14 protein-coding genes and 1 riboswitch are annotated in these 17,456 nt (G+C 61.7%); of the genes, 7 read left to right on the top strand and 7 right to left on the bottom strand.

Translation table 11 applies throughout. The features are described 5' to 3' along the window. Nucleotides 1–327 precede the first annotated feature (327 nt). The 7 genes from NKH33_RS00255 to NKH33_RS00225 form a co-directional block, all read right to left on the bottom strand. Nucleotides 328–1,101, bottom strand: a complete 774-nt coding sequence (locus NKH33_RS00255; protein WP_352540153.1) for a hydroxymethylpyrimidine/phosphomethylpyrimidine kinase — start codon at nucleotides 1,099–1,101, stop codon at nucleotides 328–330. Further along, entirely contained in the window at nucleotides 1,092–1,697 is a 606-nt protein-coding gene (locus NKH33_RS00250; protein ID WP_352470532.1) for a thiamine phosphate synthase, read from the bottom strand. The genes NKH33_RS00255 and NKH33_RS00250 overlap by 10 nt, the downstream gene beginning before the upstream one ends. Continuing rightward, nucleotides 1,694–2,467, bottom strand: coding sequence for a thiazole synthase (locus tag NKH33_RS00245; protein WP_352540067.1), 774 nt, complete (start codon nucleotides 2,465–2,467; stop codon nucleotides 1,694–1,696). The genes NKH33_RS00250 and NKH33_RS00245 overlap by 4 nt, the downstream gene beginning before the upstream one ends. A 1-nt stretch (nucleotide 2,468) precedes the next feature. After that, on the bottom strand, nucleotides 2,469–2,666 hold the full coding sequence (gene thiS / locus NKH33_RS00240) for a sulfur carrier protein ThiS (protein ID WP_023679205.1): 198 nt from the start codon (nucleotides 2,664–2,666) through the stop codon (nucleotides 2,469–2,471). Beyond that, nucleotides 2,635–3,636 carry a glycine oxidase ThiO gene (gene thiO / locus NKH33_RS00235; protein ID WP_352470529.1) on the bottom strand — a complete coding sequence of 334 codons (1,002 nt, stop codon included), beginning with the start codon at nucleotides 3,634–3,636 and terminating at the stop codon, nucleotides 2,635–2,637. Before thiO ends, thiS begins: the two co-directional genes overlap by 32 nt. Continuing rightward, nucleotides 3,633–5,468, bottom strand: coding sequence for a phosphomethylpyrimidine synthase ThiC (gene thiC, locus NKH33_RS00230; protein ID WP_352540066.1), 1,836 nt, complete (start codon nucleotides 5,466–5,468; stop codon nucleotides 3,633–3,635). Before thiC ends, thiO begins: the two co-directional genes overlap by 4 nt. Nucleotides 5,469–5,572: 104 nt before the next feature. Then, nucleotides 5,573–5,689, bottom strand: a riboswitch (TPP riboswitch). A 181-nt stretch (nucleotides 5,690–5,870) separates the two neighbouring features. Further along, entirely contained in the window at nucleotides 5,871–7,415 is a 1,545-nt protein-coding gene (locus NKH33_RS00225; protein WP_352540065.1) for a Fic family protein, read from the bottom strand. Between the two features lie 1,134 nt (nucleotides 7,416–8,549). Here NKH33_RS00225 and NKH33_RS00220 point away from each other — a divergent pair. The 7 genes from NKH33_RS00220 (at nucleotide 8,550) to NKH33_RS00190 (ending at nucleotide 16,895) form a co-directional block, all read left to right on the top strand. Then, nucleotides 8,550–9,005, top strand: a complete 456-nt coding sequence (locus tag NKH33_RS00220; RefSeq protein ID WP_352470526.1) for a YybH family protein — start codon at nucleotides 8,550–8,552, stop codon at nucleotides 9,003–9,005. 525 nt (nucleotides 9,006–9,530) lie between these two features. Further along, nucleotides 9,531–11,528, top strand: a complete 1,998-nt coding sequence (locus NKH33_RS00215) for a conjugal transfer protein TraG (RefSeq protein ID WP_352540064.1) — start codon at nucleotides 9,531–9,533, stop codon at nucleotides 11,526–11,528. A gap of 4 nt (nucleotides 11,529–11,532) precedes the next feature. Continuing rightward, nucleotides 11,533–11,967 (top strand): CopG family transcriptional regulator, encoded by a 435-nt coding sequence (locus NKH33_RS00210; RefSeq protein WP_352502910.1) that lies wholly within the window; start codon nucleotides 11,533–11,535, stop codon nucleotides 11,965–11,967. Nucleotides 11,968–12,264: 297 nt separating this feature from the next. Beyond that, nucleotides 12,265–13,263 carry a LacI family DNA-binding transcriptional regulator gene (locus NKH33_RS00205; RefSeq protein WP_352540063.1) on the top strand — a complete coding sequence of 333 codons (999 nt, stop codon included), beginning with the start codon at nucleotides 12,265–12,267 and terminating at the stop codon, nucleotides 13,261–13,263. Then, on the top strand, nucleotides 13,260–14,777 hold the full coding sequence (locus NKH33_RS00200) for a sugar ABC transporter ATP-binding protein (RefSeq protein ID WP_352540062.1): 1,518 nt from the start codon (nucleotides 13,260–13,262) through the stop codon (nucleotides 14,775–14,777). The genes NKH33_RS00205 and NKH33_RS00200 overlap by 4 nt, the downstream gene beginning before the upstream one ends. Next, nucleotides 14,777–15,832 (top strand): ABC transporter permease, encoded by a 1,056-nt coding sequence (locus NKH33_RS00195; RefSeq protein ID WP_352540061.1) that lies wholly within the window; start codon nucleotides 14,777–14,779, stop codon nucleotides 15,830–15,832. The genes NKH33_RS00200 and NKH33_RS00195 overlap by 1 nt, the downstream gene beginning before the upstream one ends. Before the next feature lie 73 nt (nucleotides 15,833–15,905). Continuing rightward, nucleotides 15,906–16,895 (top strand): substrate-binding domain-containing protein, encoded by a 990-nt coding sequence (locus NKH33_RS00190; protein WP_352917954.1) that lies wholly within the window; start codon nucleotides 15,906–15,908, stop codon nucleotides 16,893–16,895. Nucleotides 16,896–17,456 lie beyond the last annotated feature (561 nt).

The raw sequence follows: 17,456 nt of genomic DNA, 5'->3' as shown, positions 1-17,456 counted from the left end.
CCCGAGTCCGGTTCAACAGGACGGCATAAGGAGCGTCAGCCTAGCGCCGCCGCAGCCGAGACGCGGGATCGACCGCTCCCGTCGAGGGGCATCGTTTAGCAGGAGCTCGCGACCAAGGTGAATTCCAGGATCGCAGTCGGATGGGAGGAAAGGATGCCACACAACGCACTAGATACGGCGCACGACGGCCGCCTCGCCATCGTTGATCTCGCGGTCGCCGCCTGGCGAGGCCGTCAAACTACTCCTGTCGAGTGAGGTGAATTACGAGGGTAAATTACCAGCCCGGACCCGCGAGAGGCAGGCGTGTCTTTCGAGAGTTGGAAAATCTTACAAATTTCGTCGGTCTGCTGCATTCTTCTTAAACATGGCCAAGACAAGCCGCTTGCCTTCGCGCACACTGTCTTCGAGCGGCTTCGCCTTCGCCAGATGCGCCGCAATCGCGCTAGCCAGCATGCAACCCGTCCCGCGCATTGATGCGACAAGACGAGGTGCGTCGAAGCGGATTGGTTCTTGATCGGAACGCAACAGAATATCGGTTGATCGAGGTCCTGATGCGTGGCCCCCTTTGATCAGCAGGCCCGGCACGCCGGCTGCCAGCAATTTCCGTCCCAGTCTCACCGCGTCGCTCTCGTCGGCTGGCGGTTCCGCACCAACAAGGAGCGCCAGCTCCAGGAGATTGGGGGTCACAAGGCAGCAAAGCGGCATCAGGTCGCGCCTCATGGCAGCGATGGCACCTGCTTCCAGAAGCGCCCGGCCGGAGCTCGAGGCCAGCACCGGATCGAGCACTGCCGGCACCTGCGGATTTTCGCGCAGCACGCCGGCAATGGCAACGACGATCTCAGCCGTTGCGAGCATGCCGATCTTAATTGCCGCCACCTTGTTGGCCTGTAGCGCGGCGCACATCTGATCGGCCACAAGATCGGGCTGCGAAGGATGGATTTCCATTACGGCTTCGTGCGTCTGCACCGTCAGCGCTGTGACAGCCAGGCAGGTGCGCACGCCAATGGAAGAGATCGTCTCGATATCACGTGCAATTCCAGCCCCACCGCTGGGGTCTGATCCGCCGACCACGAGCACATGCGGTTCTCGCCTCAGCGCCATGGCTTTGTCTTTTCGATCCATTCTCGCGTGCGCGCTTCGGGATCGGCATTCAACGTGATGTCGGTGACCACCGCCGCGCTGTCCGCACCAGCCTCGAAGACACCGTCGAGCCGGTCGGGGTTGAGGCCGCCGATGGAGACCAATGGGATCGGCGCCACTCGATGCTTCCACTCGCTGATCCGCTCGAGCCCTTGCGGCGCCCATTTCATCTGCTTCAGGATGGTGGGATAGATGGGGCCGAGCGCGATATAGTCGGGCTCGGCAGCGATGGCCGTTTCCAGTTCGAGATGATCGTGCGTGCTGAGCCCGAGCTTCAATCCGGCGTACTTAATCGCCAGCAGGTCGGCCGCAGCCAAATCCTCTTGGCCGAGATGGACGAAGTCGCAGCCTTCCTCAATGGCGAGCCGCCAATAATCGTTGACGATCAGTTGGCAACCATGGACCGCGCAGACGCCGTTCGCGCGGCGGATTTCCGTCCGCAGCGTGGCCTCGTCCCTATCCTTGATGCGCAACTGAACCAGCTTGACGCCAAGTGGCACCAGCCGTTCGATCCAGGCGGCGCTGTCGACGATCAGGTAGAAGGGATCGAGCTTCATGAGAAAACCGCCCTGCCGAATGTTGGTGTCGATGGCACCGCGACGTCGCGGGGTTCGAGCATCCCCGAGCTGAAAGCTTCTCGACCGGCGTCGACCGCCTTGCCGAACGCACGCGCCATGCCGACCGGATCGGCCGCCTTGGCGACCGCTGTGTTCAGGAGCACGGCATCAAAGCCGAACTCCATGACTGTTGCCGCGTGCGATGGCCGTCCGAGACCAGCATCCACGATCAGCGGGACATCAGGGAAATGTCCGCGCATCGAGCGCAGCGCCATGATGTTGACCGGCCCGAGGGCGGAACCGATCGGTGCGCACCAGGGCATCAAGACCTTGCAGCCCGCCGCAAGCAGCCGCTCGGCGACGACAAGGTCGTCGGTAGTATACGGGAACACCGCAAAACCGTCCTCGCACAGGATGCGGGCGGCTTCGAGCAGACCGAACACGTCCGGCTGCAGCGTGTCGTGATTGCCGATCACTTCGAGCTTGATCCAGGGCGTGCCGAAGACTTCGCGCGCCATTTGTGCGGTCGTGACCGCTTCCTTGACGGAGTGGCAGCCAGCAGTGTTGGGCAGGATTCTGACACCAAGCGACCGGATCAACGACCAGAATTTTTCGCCAGCCCTGCCGCCTGCCATTTCACGGCGCAACGAGACGGTCACCACCGAGGTGCCCGATGCCCTGACTGCATCGGCAAGGATGGCCGGCGAAGGATATTGAGCGGTGCCGAGAAGCAGGCGGGAGGGAAGCGTCGTCCCGAGAAGATCGAACATGCTAGCCTCCCTGCATGGGCGAGAGGATTTCGATCCGGTCGCCGTCGTTCAATTGGAATTCCGCCCGGCTGGCTTTGTGCACGAGGTCGTTGTTGACCGCGGTCGCGAGCCAATCGCCCTCATAGTCAAGCGCGGCAAGCAGCTCGGCCAGCGTGGTGGCGGCAACCTCATGCACTTTGCCGTTGACCATCAGTTTCATGAGCAAGCTCCACGGGTTTGTCGTGATTGAAGACAATTTCGCCCGCCAGGCGCGCCATGGCGGGGGCGAGAAGAAAGCCATGGCGATAGAGCCCGTTGATCGCGACGGTGTCTCCGCTCATTTCGACGCGCGGCAGATTGTCGGGAAAGGCTGGACGGACGCCGACACCGGTTTCAACGATCTCGGCCTCGCCAAAGGCCGGATGGAGGGCATAGGCGGTACCCAGAAGCTCCATCATGGAGCGCGCCGTGACCGGTCTGGCGGACCGGCTTTCAATCATCGTCGCACCGATCATGAACTGGGCGTCGGCACGCGGTACCGCATAGAGCGGAAAGCGCGGATGCAGCAACCGGACCGGGCGCGACAGCGAGAAGTCTGGCGTGTTTAGGATCAGCATTTCGCCGCGAACGCCGCGAAGCCTGTCATCGGCGGCTGCCATTCCCGTGCAATCGATCTGACGATCGAAACCGGAAACATGCCGGGCGTCGGTGCCGAAGTGGAATTTGACACCCATGGCTGCGAGCTTGTCATGAAGTGCTGCCATCGCCTGGCGCGGATCGAGATGGCCCTCATCGGGAAAGAGCAATCCGCGGCGAAAGCGGCCGGCTAAGTCGGGCTCCAGGAGCGCAATTTCGTCTTCGTCGACACGCCGATGGCCCGACGTGCGGCTGGCGAGGCGGTCGAGCTCGCCGGCATCACGCGGGGCGGCCACGACAAGTGTTCCGCCCCGTGTCACCTGACCCGGCAGCACCGCATCCCACCAGTCGGCAGCGTCACGTCCAAGGTCCAGCACCGGCTGCTCGGCGCTTTCACGCTCGCACCATGGCGCCAGCATGCCGCCGGCGAACCACGACGCATTGCCTCCAAGGCCATGCCGGATCTCGGCGACCGTGACCGTCGCGCCGCGGGCGGCGAGTTCGAAGGCGGCGGTGAGGCCGGCGACGCCGGCCCCCTTTATCAGCACCTTCATGACGGCTTACCTGGCTGAGGCGTGAGCGGTGCGACGGTCTCGTCCGCTGGCACGTAGAGATCGCCGCCCTCGCGGTATTTCGCCGCCATCGCCGCCATGCCCTCGTTCTGTGCCTCGGCGCGGATGTCGTGAGAGATACGCATCGAGCAGAATTTCGGTCCGCACATCGAGCAGAAATGCGCCAGCTTGTGCGCCTCCTTGGGCAAGGTCTGGTCGTGGAAGGACCGTGCGGTTTCGGGGTCGAGCGACAGGTTGAACTGGTCCTCCCAGCGGAACTCGAAGCGCGCGCGGGAAAGGGCGTCATCCCTGACTTTCGCCGCCGGGTGGCCCTTCGCCAGGTCGGCCGCGTGCGCTGCGATCTTGTAGGTGATCACGCCGGTCTTGACGTCATCGCGGTCGGGAAGGCCGAGATGCTCCTTGGGCGTGACGTAGCAGAGCATGGCCGTTCCGAACCAGCCGATCATCGCCGCGCCGATGCCGGAAGTGATGTGGTCGTAGCCCGGCGCGATGTCGGTCGTCAGCGGTCCAAGCGTATAGAACGGCGCCTCGCCACAGACGGCGAGCTGCTTGTCCATGTTCGCCTTGATCTTGTGCATCGGCACGTGGCCGGGCCCCTCGATCATCACCTGGCAATCTTTCGCCCAGGCGATCTGCGTCAGCTCGCCGAGCGTTTCCAGCTCGGCGAATTGCGCCGCGTCGTTGGCATCGGCGATCGAGCCGGGACGAAGGCCGTCGCCGAGCGAGAAGGAGACGTCATAAGCGCGGCAGATGTCGCAGATCTCCGCAAAGTGCTCGTAGAGGAAGCTTTCCCGGTGATGGTGCAGGCACCATTTTGCCATGATCGAGCCACCGCGCGAGACGATACCCGTGACCCGGTCAACGGTCAGCGGGATGTAATGCAGCCGCACGCCGGCGTGGATGGTGAAATAGTCAACGCCTTGCTCGGCCTGCTCGATCAACGTGTCGCGGTAGACCTCCCAGGTCAGGTCCTCGGCGATGCCACCAACCTTTTCGAGCGCCTGGTAGAGCGGCACCGTGCCGATCGGCACCGGCGAGTTGCGCACGATCCATTCGCGGATGTTGTGGATGTTGCGGCCGGTCGACAGATCCATCACCGTGTCGGCGCCCCAGCGGATCGCCCACACCATCTTTTCGACCTCTTCAGCCATCGACGATGTGACGGCGGAGTTACCGATATTGGCGTTGATCTTGACCAGGAAATTGCGGCCGATGATCATCGGTTCGCTCTCGGGATGATTGATGTTGGCGGGAATGATCGCGCGTCCGCGCGCCACCTCGTGGCGGACGAATTCAGGCGTGACGAAGTCGGGGATCGCCGCGCCGAAGGCCTCGCCGTCGCGCTCAAGCTTGCCGTGCAGGATCTCGCGACCAAGGTTCTCGCGGATGGCGACGAACTCCATTTCGGGCGTGATGATGCCAGCGCGCGCATAGGCAAGCTGTGTCACCGCCTTGCCGGTCTGGGCCCGGAGTGGCCGGTTGCGGACTGGAAATTCCGGTGTTAGGCGCTCGCCTGCCGCAAACCCATTGTCTTCTGGCCGGACGTGGCGGCCGTCATAGGCTTCGACATCGCCGCGCGCGGTGACCCATTCATGGCGAAGCCGTGCAAGGCCGTTTTCGATGCTGGTTTCGACAGTCGGGTCGGTATAGGGGCCGGACGGATCGTAAGCGGTCACCGGCGGCTCGCCTGCCGTCGGATGGACGGAGATTTCGCGCATCGGCACCCTGAGCTGCGGGTGGATGGTACCGGATTTGTGGATTTTGCGTGAGGCAGGCAGCGGTCCCGTCGAGACGGCGGGGGTGAGGGCATTCATCTTGAGGCTCCTTTGCTCGTTGCATTGGAGACCCAGTTCTGTGCCGGAAGGATGAAAAGACGCTTCTGTCGACCTGCCGAAACAGGACCTCGGGCGTAAACTCCCGCAAAGCGCTTGCACCGTCCCTACGCCAGTATGAACTGGATCAGGTTCAACGGGTCACTGCGCCGCGAAAGCCAGCAGTATCTCAGCCCCTTGCCGGGACTCCCCTGGTGAATGCGTGAGGTTGGACGGGACCGCTCCGGTTTGTCAAGCGCGTTCTGGCCGCGGCTGATCGGCGGCCGGTCAGACCGTGCGGAAAAAATCGTGCATGTCTCGGCGACAAGTCAAGCATCGGAGATGAAGGCAGGGACAAGGGAATCGCAAACCGTCGGACTAAAATCGATCCTGATGATCACACCTTCAATGGGCACCAAAGGTTTGCGCGTAGATCGCCTCGATTCTTCCTGCCTCGTCACTGGTCAGCGCGGCGAATTCCTTCTCGCGCGCGCGGTTCGATAGATGGCCATCATTCTGGTGAAGAAAACGGAAGAGCAGATCGGTCAACCGCTCGGGCATGTCGATAAAGGCGTCCACCTGCTGCCGGAACTGATCGTAGCGCTGCAGAAATGCGGTTTCCTCGGGAAGGTCCCGTTCGATCGTCCGCTGAACGCAAGCATAGAGGAATTCGGCGTGCGGGGTTGCATCGAAGAACCGGTAGAAATCACCGGTGTCATTCAGCACCCGGACGTTGAATTGCGGCGTCGGTTCCCATTCCACCAACGGCAGAAGGCGCTGCGAATAGCTCTCGAGCACGCCCCTGTACTCGTTGATCTGGTCCAGGATCGCGGCCGAGACGGGAAAGACCACTCCCGGCGGATTGAAGCCGCGCATGGCAAGGACGTGGTGGATTAGGTAGCGGTGAATGCGGCCGTTTCCGTCCTCGAACGGGTGAATATAGACAAAGCCGAAGGCGAGGATTGCGGCGGCTACGACTGCATCAAGCTTTTGCGCGGGGCCCTGATCGAACGCCGCCATTCCATCGATTAGCCGCGGCAGGTCCTCGGGCCGAGCGCTGATGTGATCGGGCAAGGGCGTACCGTTGTCTCGATCATGCTCACCGACGGAACCTCCTTCTTTTCGGAAGCCAAGGTTTACGAAACGAGCGTCACCAAGTACAATTCTTTGCAGGCGCAGCAGCTCATCGCGATCGATCGGCCAGCGGCCGGCTTCGCCGATGGCGCGGCCCCAGCGCTGGATGCGATCTTGCGGCGGGTGCTCGCCCTCGATCGCGTAGCTTGATCGCGAGTCTTTGAGCAAAAGAAAGGCGGCGGTCCGAGCAAGGAGGTCGCGCGGCACGTCCGCTACGATTGCCTCCGCGCGCCGCGGTAGTTCAAGGCCGATGAATTTTTCGAGAATCTTGGTGCGGAACACCAGAGGGCAGAACTCACGCGTGCCGGGGAGATTGTCCCTTACGCGATAGCGCGAAGCGGTCTTGTCGGGTCCGGGCCACTGCAGCTCGGGATCGACAACCGGAATGTATCGTCCGGCCTCCGCGTCCGGCAGATCGATACGCGCGTCCCTCAGCCATTCATATAAAAACCAGATGCGGCGGGCATAACTGCCGGTCGGGCTTTCACGGACCAGCGCCTCGATCGGCGCGGGACCGGTCACTTGGAACAGCCGCTTGAGGACGGCAAGGTCCAGTCCCTCGTACTTGAGCGCAAAGGTCAGGTGGCCTTCGAGGGTAGGATTTGGGGCATGGCGGGGGGTCATGATCCGCCAGCCATCCCGTTCGGTAATGCGATGATGCTCGCCAGTGGCGAACAACCTACGGGGCAAGGGCGCGGCGAGCCTGTAGGCTCCGATCAGGGCGCTGTACCCGGCCGGGGTCGCCGTTTCAGGAAGGCGGATTTCCTGAAAAACGGTAACAGGACCTGAAAATTGGTGCTGTTGCACCGCAGGCATGAAACGCGAATCCTTCCATTGAATTTTGGTTTAGTCGGCAAAACCTATGAAAAATGATCCTATCCCATGAAAAATGATGCCACAAGACAAATTTTCCGAAAACCGATTCTAAAACAGTGCTGAGGTCGATCAAGCAAGAACTCCGCCACCGGCTCAAGGAAGCGACTTCAGACCAAAAAGGTGAGTCCAGGAACCGCCATTCGCCCGTCTTAGTCACGAGGCCGGCACGGATGGCCCGCCTTACGTCGAGCCGGATTGCTCGAGCGCGCCGTTCGGGGCTCACTCATAGAGCGCTCCGGTGCGCGATCCCGATTTGATAGCCGCGATCACGCTCGCGACTGATCTTGGTGACGTGGCGGCGTCGGAGTAGAAAAGTGATGCAGGATCTCGGTGGCGTCGTGTGTGTGTGTGACCTGAAGTGAGTTCTCTGCGGTATGGGGGGCGGCACGCAGCGCGCGTCTTCTCGGCAAACAGATCGACGAAGCGGCACCGAAGGGAAGTTCCTGGCATTCATTCTCGCCATCGCTGCCCCAATTTGCCGATCGGACTGCCGATCGATCTCGCCCAATACTTTGCGCGCGCAAGGGCCGAAGCTGAACTGGGCGGCACCTGCTCATTCGGGAGCTGACTCATGCTTGGTGCCCGAGAGAGCTGTGCCTGATCGAATGCGTGAAATCGTAGCTCGGAGTGGAGAGGCTGACGCGGTCATCTGTCACCCGCCTTCGGGCTGTAACGGAAAGCGCGACATCGTCTCCAATGCTCGTTCCCCACGTCGAGGGGCCCAGCGGCTTGGCTACGGGGGGGACTGTCAGCTAGTGGCCGCTGGGCCTTGACGACCAGCGACCGTAAGAGGAGGCCCTGTGCTGGCTGACGAAAACTTGCGAGCAAAGCCACGGAAAAGCATCATTCGAACGAACTCTTTCGTCGAGACGAGGAGGGCAGTGAGGCGGTAGCCGCCGCTTTGAAGTTCTCCGGCAGCTGCTACGCTGGTCATTCCGAGGGTCGCAGTTGCGCTTGCGCCGTCATATCAGATAAGTCTAATAAAATACGCGCCTGGCCATCGAACGCGCCGCGGCGCCCTTGGGTCGGCGCTATTCATCGGGTGGGCATGTCGGGCACGCAAGGGAGGACGAAATGAGACTGGTTCAGTCATTTGCATTTGCTGCTGTGCTGCTTCTTTCGTCTGCATTGTCTGCGGCCGCCCACTCGGCTCGTGAGGACATCGAAGCGGCGTTGGTAAAATTCATGGACGCCTTCAACAGCGGAAACGCAGCAGCGGTAGGTCAAATGTATACCGACGATGCCGCCCTGCTGCCACCCGACGGCAAACGCGTCGATGACCGCAAGGGCGTGGAAGAATTCTGGCAGGGCGCAATCAAGGCCGGGATGAAGAATCTCACCCTGAAGGCGCTGGAAGTGGAAGAGAGCGGGAATCTCGCCTACGAAGTTGGCGCATTTACGCTCGGTGTGCCGAGCAAAGGCGGTGCCCCTTCCACCGTTGCGGGCAAGTACATTGTCGTTTGGAAAAAAGGGGACGACGGGACGTGGCGCCTGCATCGGGACATCTGGAACTTTGGTGCGGCCCAATAGATTCCGCGACCCGTGAGGCCGGCGCGCGCGACAGTTCCAACGAAAGTCCATGGCAATAGTTTATGTGACTGAATTGATTAACAAAATTGAACAGACTTGATGGGTCTGCTCATCGAGTCGGCTCTGGATCTATCGCGCTACCGATCAGGGAGGCGGTAAGATTCGAGCTCAGCAGAACGGCAATTCCGGCTGACCACCACTTGCCGGGACTAGAGCGTTCTCCGGCTCGGCGCGCCGCTGAGGGCTCTTGTTCATTTGGTCGTGGGCAATCCGCGGTTCTCCAAGAACCCGTCCATCTCGTCAAATGCCATCTGAGCCGAGACAACTAATTATCATTGGGCAAAGTAGCGGCTCAACGGCTCCAGAAGAAAGCAGCCCCCCGATGCTCGTTCAACATTCGAGCCCGCATCGGGCAAGTCTTTCCACGTCCGGGTACGCCATGCTGCTTCGACCGCCCCTTTCTTCTTGCGGATTTAGGAATTCGAGCTTTTCGGTTGTTCCGATCATCCATTTGGGAAACGATCGATGCCGGCAAGCAAGGTTTTATGGGGCCAGATACTCACCGCCTTTCTGATCGTCGTCGCGACGACATGGGGAGCAACACAGTGGACGGCAGGGCGGCTCGGCTTTCAAAGCCAACTCGGTCCGCCGTGGTTCGAATTGGCTGGACAGCCCGTTTATCCGCCGCCAGCCTTTTTCTGGTGGTGGTTTTTCTACGACGCCTACGCGCCGAAGGTCTTCCTGGAGGGCGCGGCGATTGCGGCGAGCGGAAGCCTCATGGCTATCGTCGCAGCGATCGGGATGTCGCTGTGGCGGGGGCGCGAGGCAAAGGACACCACGACTTACGGCTCGGCGCGCTGGGCGACGCGAGACGAAATCAAGGCCGCTGGGATGATCGGTCAGGATGGGGTGATCCTGGGTATGTTGGGCCGACACTATCTGCGCCACGACGGTCCGGAACACGTGCTATGTTTCGCACCGACCCGAAGCGGCAAAGGCGTCGGCCTGGTCGTGCCGTCACTACTGACCTGGCCGGGTTCGGCAATCGTCCACGACATCAAGGGCGAAAACTGGGAACTGACGGCCGGATGGCGGGCCCGTTTCGGCCACGTGCTTCTGTTCGACCCGACCAATGCTGGATCAGCAGCCTACAATCCTCTGCTGGAGGTGCGACGGGGCGAATGGGAAGTTCGAGATGTGCAGAACGTGGCGGATGTCCTGGTCGACCCAGAAGGCACATTGGAACGCCGCAACCACTGGGAGAAGACCAGCCATGCGTTGCTGGTCGGCGCAATACTGCACGTGCTCTATGCGGAGAAAGACAAGACCCTCGCAGGCGTGGCGAACTTCCTTTCCGATCCAGAGCGGCCAATCGAGGCAACGCTGCGCGCCATGATGCTGACGCGGCATTTGGGTGATGCAGGCCCGCATCCCGTCGTGGCGTCGGCTGCTCGGGAACTGCTTAACAAGTCCGAGAACGAGCGTTCCGGCGTGCTCTCGACAGCCATGAGTTTTCTGGGCCTCTACCGCGATCCAGTTGTGGCCAAGGTGACGTCATGCTGTGACTGGCGGATCGCAGACCTTGTCGAGGAGGCACGGCCGACGACGCTTTATCTGGTCGTACCGCCATCGGACATCAGTCGCACAAAGCCGCTGATGCGACTCGTGCTTAACCAGATCGGCCGCAGGCTCGCCGAAGATCTTCACGCGAAGGATCACCGGCAGCGTCTTTTGATGCTGCTGGACGAGTTTCCCGCGCTCGGCAGGCTCGATTTCTTCGAAAGCGCGCTGGCCTTCATGGCCGGGTATGGCATCAAGTCGTTCCTGATTGCACAATCGCTCAATCAGATCGAGAAGGCCTACGGACCGAACAATTCCATCCTCGACAATTGTCATGTGCGGGTGAGCTTCGCCACCAATGACGAAAGGACGGCCAAGCGCGTCTCAGACTCTCTGGGGACCGCGACCGAGTTGCGCGCCATGAAGAACTATGCGGGGCACAGATTGTCGCCCTGGCTCGGGCATCTGATGGTCTCGCGGCAGGAAACGGCGCGTGCACTGATGACGCCGGGCGAGATCATGCAACTGCCGCCGACCGAGGCGATCATTATGATCTCGGGCCAGTTCCCAATCCGGGCGAAGAAGGCACGCTACTTTGCCGACCCGCGTCTTGCCGAGCGTGTCTTGCCGCCACCAAGGACCGGAGGGACAACGCAGAACGCTCGCCCTGACGACTGGACCGACACGACACTTCTTGCTGGGCCGGAAGGCAAATCTCGCAAGCTGAGGCTTGCCAGGGATCAGCAGGACGAGGATCCGGCCAATGGCGGCATTCGCCGCCAGCCCGAGCTTCCCGAACACGAAGACATCGCGCCGGAACGAACGGCACGCTGCGACGATGAGTTCGACCTCGACAGGGACGAGCCCGATGATGACGCCGTTCGTCGCCGCAGTGTCGATCAAGCCATGAGACGCGCAGCTCGTCAGGCCGCCCTTGACCCCAATGATGGCATTGAGCTTTGAGCGCATGAAGAACGCCAAGAAAAGACGTCTGTCTGCCTATCTCGACCCTGACATAATGAGGGCACTGGCGGATTACGCTGGGCGGCGCGAGGTCTCGCTGTCACTGGTCGCCGAGGCTGCGCTCGCGTCGTTCCTGTCGCCTGATGCCGAAGAACGAAAGCAAGCGGCGATCACTCGCCGCCTCGACCAGATCGATCGACGCGTGCAGCGGGTCGAGCGGGACGTCGGAATTGCTATTGAGACGCTAGCATTGTTCGTCCGGTTTTGGCTCAACTCGACTCCAGCCTTGCCGGAATCGGCGCAAGCGGAGGCGCGCGCCAAGGGCTTGCAGCGCTACGACAATTTCGTCGATGCGCTCGGTCGCCGGCTCAGCAAAGGACCAAGGCTCAGGCAGGAGATAGCCGACGATGTCCCGCCAGTGCCGCCAGCGAGCCGATAAGGTGCGTGACGCCAGATTGAAGCGTCTCTCGGGACCGTGATCTTTCCGACGGGTTGGTATCTGCTCGCGCACCGTTCCTAAACGTGCCCACAAAGTTCGGGTGGTGAGCGAGCGGACGTCGTATGTCTGCTTTGCTCCATTCCAGACAACATTAGTCTAATTAGATCAAAACGACTATCGAATCGATTGCGCAAACGTTTCGATGGCACTATGGTTATTGTATCCGCCAGGACAGAGCGGGTTTAAAGCGCAACATCAGGGAGGAGCGCTTGCGTGTAGCACTCCGTTTGAGCCGCAATGGCAACGATGGTTGAGGTAGCCCGTCGTGCCGGGGTGTCGGTCTCAACGGTGTCACATGTGATCAACCGCACGCGCTTTGTCTCGCCTGCGAAATCGAGAGCCATTAACGAAGCGATTGCTTTGCTTGGATATCAGCCCAATGGGCTGGCGCGTTCCCTCAAGGTCGCTTCAACCAACAGCGTCGGCTTGGCGATTTCGGCGATCTCGAACCCGTATTTCACTGACATCATCTGTGCCGTGGAAGCGGAATGCGCGCGTCTTGGCCTCATGGTTTTCCTTTCCGACACGCAGGACGATCCTGATCGGGAGCTTGCGGTCGTTCGCGCCTTCCATCAACGACGTGTTGACGGCGTTATTTTGGCGCCCTCGGGTGCCCCAGAGCGAGCCACCAATTACCTTGCCGAGAAAATGGTTCCCTGCGTTCTGATCGACCGGTTTGCCGACGAACGATTTGACCAGATCGGCGTTGAGAACCAATCTGCGATGCGCGCTCTTATCGATCACGTCGCATCCTTCGGCCATCAGCGGATTGGGTTCATTGCAGGGCAGCCGGGCCTTGCTACGACTCGCGAACGTATCGATGCGTTCAAGTCAGCTTTGATGGCTAACGGACTTGCCTACGTGTCGGAATATCTGCAGCCAGGGAACGTCGACACGGCGAGCGCTACGGCGTCGACCCGCGCGATGTTGTCGTTGCCTTCGCCGCCTACGGCCTTGGTCACCGGCAACAATATGGCGACGATCGGAGCGGTCCGAGCGGTTCGCGAAAAAGGTCTCGAAATACCTCGGGATCTTTCACTTGTCGGCTTTGACGACTTCGAATGGGCCGATTGTTTTGAGCCGCAACTGACCCTTATTGCGCAGCCTTGCGCCGAAATCGGGCGGCAGGCCGCATCGCTGCTTAGCGCCCGAATTGCATCAACGGATACAGAGCCCCGCTCGGTGCGGCTTCAGGCGACGCTGCATGCCCGTCAATCCTGCGGGAGGCCGGCATGAGCGCGCCGCTTCTATCGGTGACAGGGGCCGTGAAACGCTTCGGCGGCGTTCAGGCACTACGCGGTGTCGATTTTGATCTCAAGCCAGGCGAGATCCACGCCCTGCTGGGCGAGAACGGCGCCGGCAAATCGACATTGATGAATCTGCTGTCGGGAGTTTACGCACCCGACGAAGGTACAATCCAGATTGACGGCAAGCCGGTGCGGTTCAACAACCCGCGCGAGGCGCAGACGGCCGGAATTGCGACCATTTTTCAGGAGCTTGATCTCGTTCCAACGCTCGATGTCGCGTCAAACCTCTTCCTTGGCCGCGAATTGATGCGCTCGGGCGGACTGCTCGATGTGGCGGGGATGCGCCGCGAAGCTCGCAAGCGTCTGCAAGCTATCGAACTGGCTATCGATCCCGCCGGGCTAGTCGGCGACCTCTCGATAGGGCAACGCCAGGTCGTTGCGATCGTCAAAGCGTTGTCCTATGCGACGCGGGTCCTGATCATGGACGAGCCGACGGCGGCCCTAACGGTGGGCGAGGTCGAGAGGCTGTTCGACATCATGCGCAAGCTCGCCGTCAGTGGCGTCGGCATCGTCTATATCTCCCACCGTCTGGAGGAAGTGCCGCAGATCGCGGACCGGGTGACGGTGATGCGGGACGGACGTGTAGCTGGCATCACCGATCCGCACACACCGCAGGCCGAACTGGTGCGGCTGCTCGTCGGGCGCCCACTGGACGAACTCTATCCCCAGCGCACCACGGCCGTCGGCCGGGCTCTGCTCAGCCTGCGCAATGCCAGCTTCCAGCTAGCGCGCGACAGCGCCGGCTGGCAGGCCCCGACAGGGCTTTCACTCGAGGTGCATGAAGGCGAGATCGTCGGGCTGGCCGGCATCATGGGGGCAGGGCGCACCGAGCTCCTGAGCGCGCTTTACGGCACCGGCCTTTCCGGCCAATGGGAGGGCGGCGTGGTCATTTCCGGCCGTCCGGTCAAGCTTGATTCGATCAGAGCCGCGCGCCTTGCCGGCATCGCCTTCGTCACGGACGACCGCCGTGGCAGTGGCCTAATGCTGAGGATGGCGGTTGGCCTCAACCTCGTCATGTCGGTGATCCGGCGAATATCGCCGGGCGGACTGATGTCACCGGGCCGCCAGGCCGAGGCGGTGAAACAATCGTTCGGCCAGTTCGACATTCGGCCGAAGAATCCCGACATCGCGGTCGGCGCGCTGTCCGGCGGCAACCAGCAGAAGGTGGTGCTGGCCAAGGAGATGCTTGGCAATCCCCGGCTCTTGCTGCTCGACGAGCCGACTCGCGGCGTCGATGTCGGCGCCAAGGGCGAGATCTATCAGCGGCTGCGGCAGTTGGCTGCACAAGGCCTGGGCATCCTAGTTGCCTCCAGCGAAATGCCGGAGCTGATTGGCCTGTGCGATCGCATCGTGGTGCTGCGCCAGGGGCGCAATGTAGCGGAATTCACCGGTGGCGTTGACGAGCACACCGTGATGGCAGCGGCAACTGGCAGGGAGGCGTGATGTCCGAACGGAAGATTTCGGTTGCGAGCGGTCCGGTGCTAGCCGCACCGGCCGCAAAGCATCGCGATCCACTCGCGCTGATCGTGCGCTTCCAGAGCTTGATCGGCCTGGTGCTGGTGGCGATCGGCGGCGTCATCTTCTCGCCCAGGCGCCATGGCGAGATACTGTTCCTTGCGCCCGACAACATGGCCAACATCGTGCGCGCCGTGTCGGAGACCGGCATTATCGCCATCGGCATGACCTTCGTCATTATCACCGCCGGCATCGACCTTTCGGTGGGGGCAGTGCTTGGTCTCTCCAGCGTCGTCACCGCGACGATGATGATCTCCGGCGGCTTCGGGCTTATCCCGACCATTCTCGCGGTGCTGGTAATGGGCACCGTCTTCGGCGTGATCCAGGGCACCATTTCCAGCCGCTTTCGGCTTGAGCCGTTCATCGTCACGCTCGCCGGCCTGCAGGCGGCGCGAGGTCTCGCGCTGGTCGTTTCCGGCAACCAGTACATTAATATTTCCTATGGCGAGGGGCCCGGCCTGGCGCCACCTGTCTTCGCGGTACTGGGCGAGCGCCTGTTCAACAACACAGTGCCGGTGGCGACCATCGTCTTCATCGTCTTCGCCGCGATTGCTACCTTGGTACTGAATACCACGCGCTTCGGCCGCTATGTCTTTGCCGTCGGCGGCAACGAGCGAGCGGCGCGCATTTCGGGCGTTCCGGTCTCTATGGTCAAGATCTCGGTCTACGCCATTACCGGATTTGCCGCCGCCCTTGCCGGCATCGTGCATGCGGGTCAGTTCAACTTCGGCAGCGCCAATGACGGTATGGGCTATGAGCTCACGGCCATCGCGGCCGTGGTCATCGGCGGCACCAGCTTGTTCGGCGGCGCCGGCTCGATGGTCGGCACCGTTGCCGGCACCATCATGCTCGGCGCGCTCGCCAACATCCTTCAGCTCAACAACATTACCCCCGCCATGCAGCTGCTCGCGACCGCCGCGATCATCGTTCTGGCGGCAGTGCTTCAATCCCTCGTTCGCCGCCGCGAGGGTTTGGGACGATAGGAGGCCGGCGGCAGCATTTGGAAGACCATGAAACCAAGGTCTGGCCATAGGCCCGACGAGGAGGAGAGCAAGCATGACAACGATGGAAAAAGGATCGAGGCGCGCCCTGCAGGTCGCCTTTCTGGCAGGCTCTTGCCTGTGCATGGCGGGTGCTGCCCAAGCGGCCGACCCGATGGTCAAGGCCTGCGCCAAGGACGGCCAGTTCATCATCGGCTTTTCGCAGGCGAACAATGCCGAGCCCTACCGCCAGCATGTCAATGACGAGCTGACCGCGGCGGTCAAGGATGTGCCGCAGTTCACGCTGCAGATCGCCGACGGCGCCGGCAACGTCAACACGCAGACCTCGCAGGTCGACAACTTCATAACCCAGAAAGTTGATCTGCTGTTGATCTCGCCCTTCGAGGCAGCACCCATGACCCCGGCGGTGAAGCGCGCGCTGGATGCCGGCATTCCCGTCATCGAACTAGACCGCAAAACGGTAGGCGACCCCGGCAAGGACTACACCGCCTTCATCGGCGGCGACAATTACAAGATCGCGCTCGAAGCGGGCAAGTACACCGCAAAGACCCTGCTCCCGGAAGGCGGCGAGGCGGCGGTGCTTGAAGGGCTGCCGAGTTCGACGCCAGCGGTGGAGCGGCTCAACGGCTTCAAGGACGGTGTGAAGGAGAATGCCAAAATCCAAGTGGTGGCCGAGCAGGCCGCCGACTGGGTGCCCGACAAAGCTCAGACCGCCTTTTCCGCCATGCTGCAAGCGCACCCGGACATCAAGGTGCTCTATGCCTCGAACGACATGATGGCGGCGGGTGCGCTGCTCGCAGCCAGGGGCGCGGGCAAGCAGGTCAAGATCATCGGCACCGATGGCCTGCCGGGTCCGGCCGGCGGCATCGAGGCCGTGGCCAAGGGCGACTGGGCGGCAACCTTCACCTACCCGACCGGCGCCAAGGAAGCGGTCGAGATGTCGAAGAAGATCCTGCTTGAGTGTGCTTCGTCGGTGGAGCCGACGGTGACGGTGGACACGACCGCGATCACGCCGGAAAATGCCAAGCAGATAATGGGAAACTGAGGGCCGGGCCGACAGCAGAGTTGATACGGCAAGGCCCCGGGAGTGGGCCTTGTTGTTTTTGTGAGCGAGCCGGCGTGGTCGTCGTCGGTCAAAACTCCGGCTAGATCCCGGCGGTCGAAGGACGGCAAGCAGTTGAGCGCGTAGACGGCTTCAGCCCGTCTCGCCGCGATTTCAGCTGGATCTTGCAAGCAGCCTTGTCACGGGCTCGTTTCCATTTGGTTGGCGCCAGGCACTCGCGGAAAGCGCGAAAAGCGCCTCTATTCCGGGTTAAACCCGTGACGCCGATGACCGCCACCGTCACCGCCGCCGCCCTCTCGAGAAAAACTTCGGCGCTTATGAAGATACCTCCGTCCGCAATCCGGTCGTCATCGCACGCACCGTGCTGCTGGCCTACGAGGTTTTTGTCCGGCTGTTGAAGCGCGACAGGCGGGTCGAGTTGATAGCGGAGCTCAACAAGGACGATATCGCTGCGGTCGAAGTCTCCGCATGGAGCCCAGTCTCGACCATCTCACGACGAGCTCTCTGAGCCAAAACCAAAGTCCAAGGTCGCACAGGTCTTCC

This window comes from Mesorhizobium sp. M1182 (assembly GCF_040318335.1).
GTDB lineage: Bacteria > Pseudomonadota > Alphaproteobacteria > Rhizobiales > Rhizobiaceae > Mesorhizobium.
The sequence above is the reverse complement of the archived record's forward strand: the minus strand, read 5'-3'. Positions and strand labels throughout refer to the sequence as shown.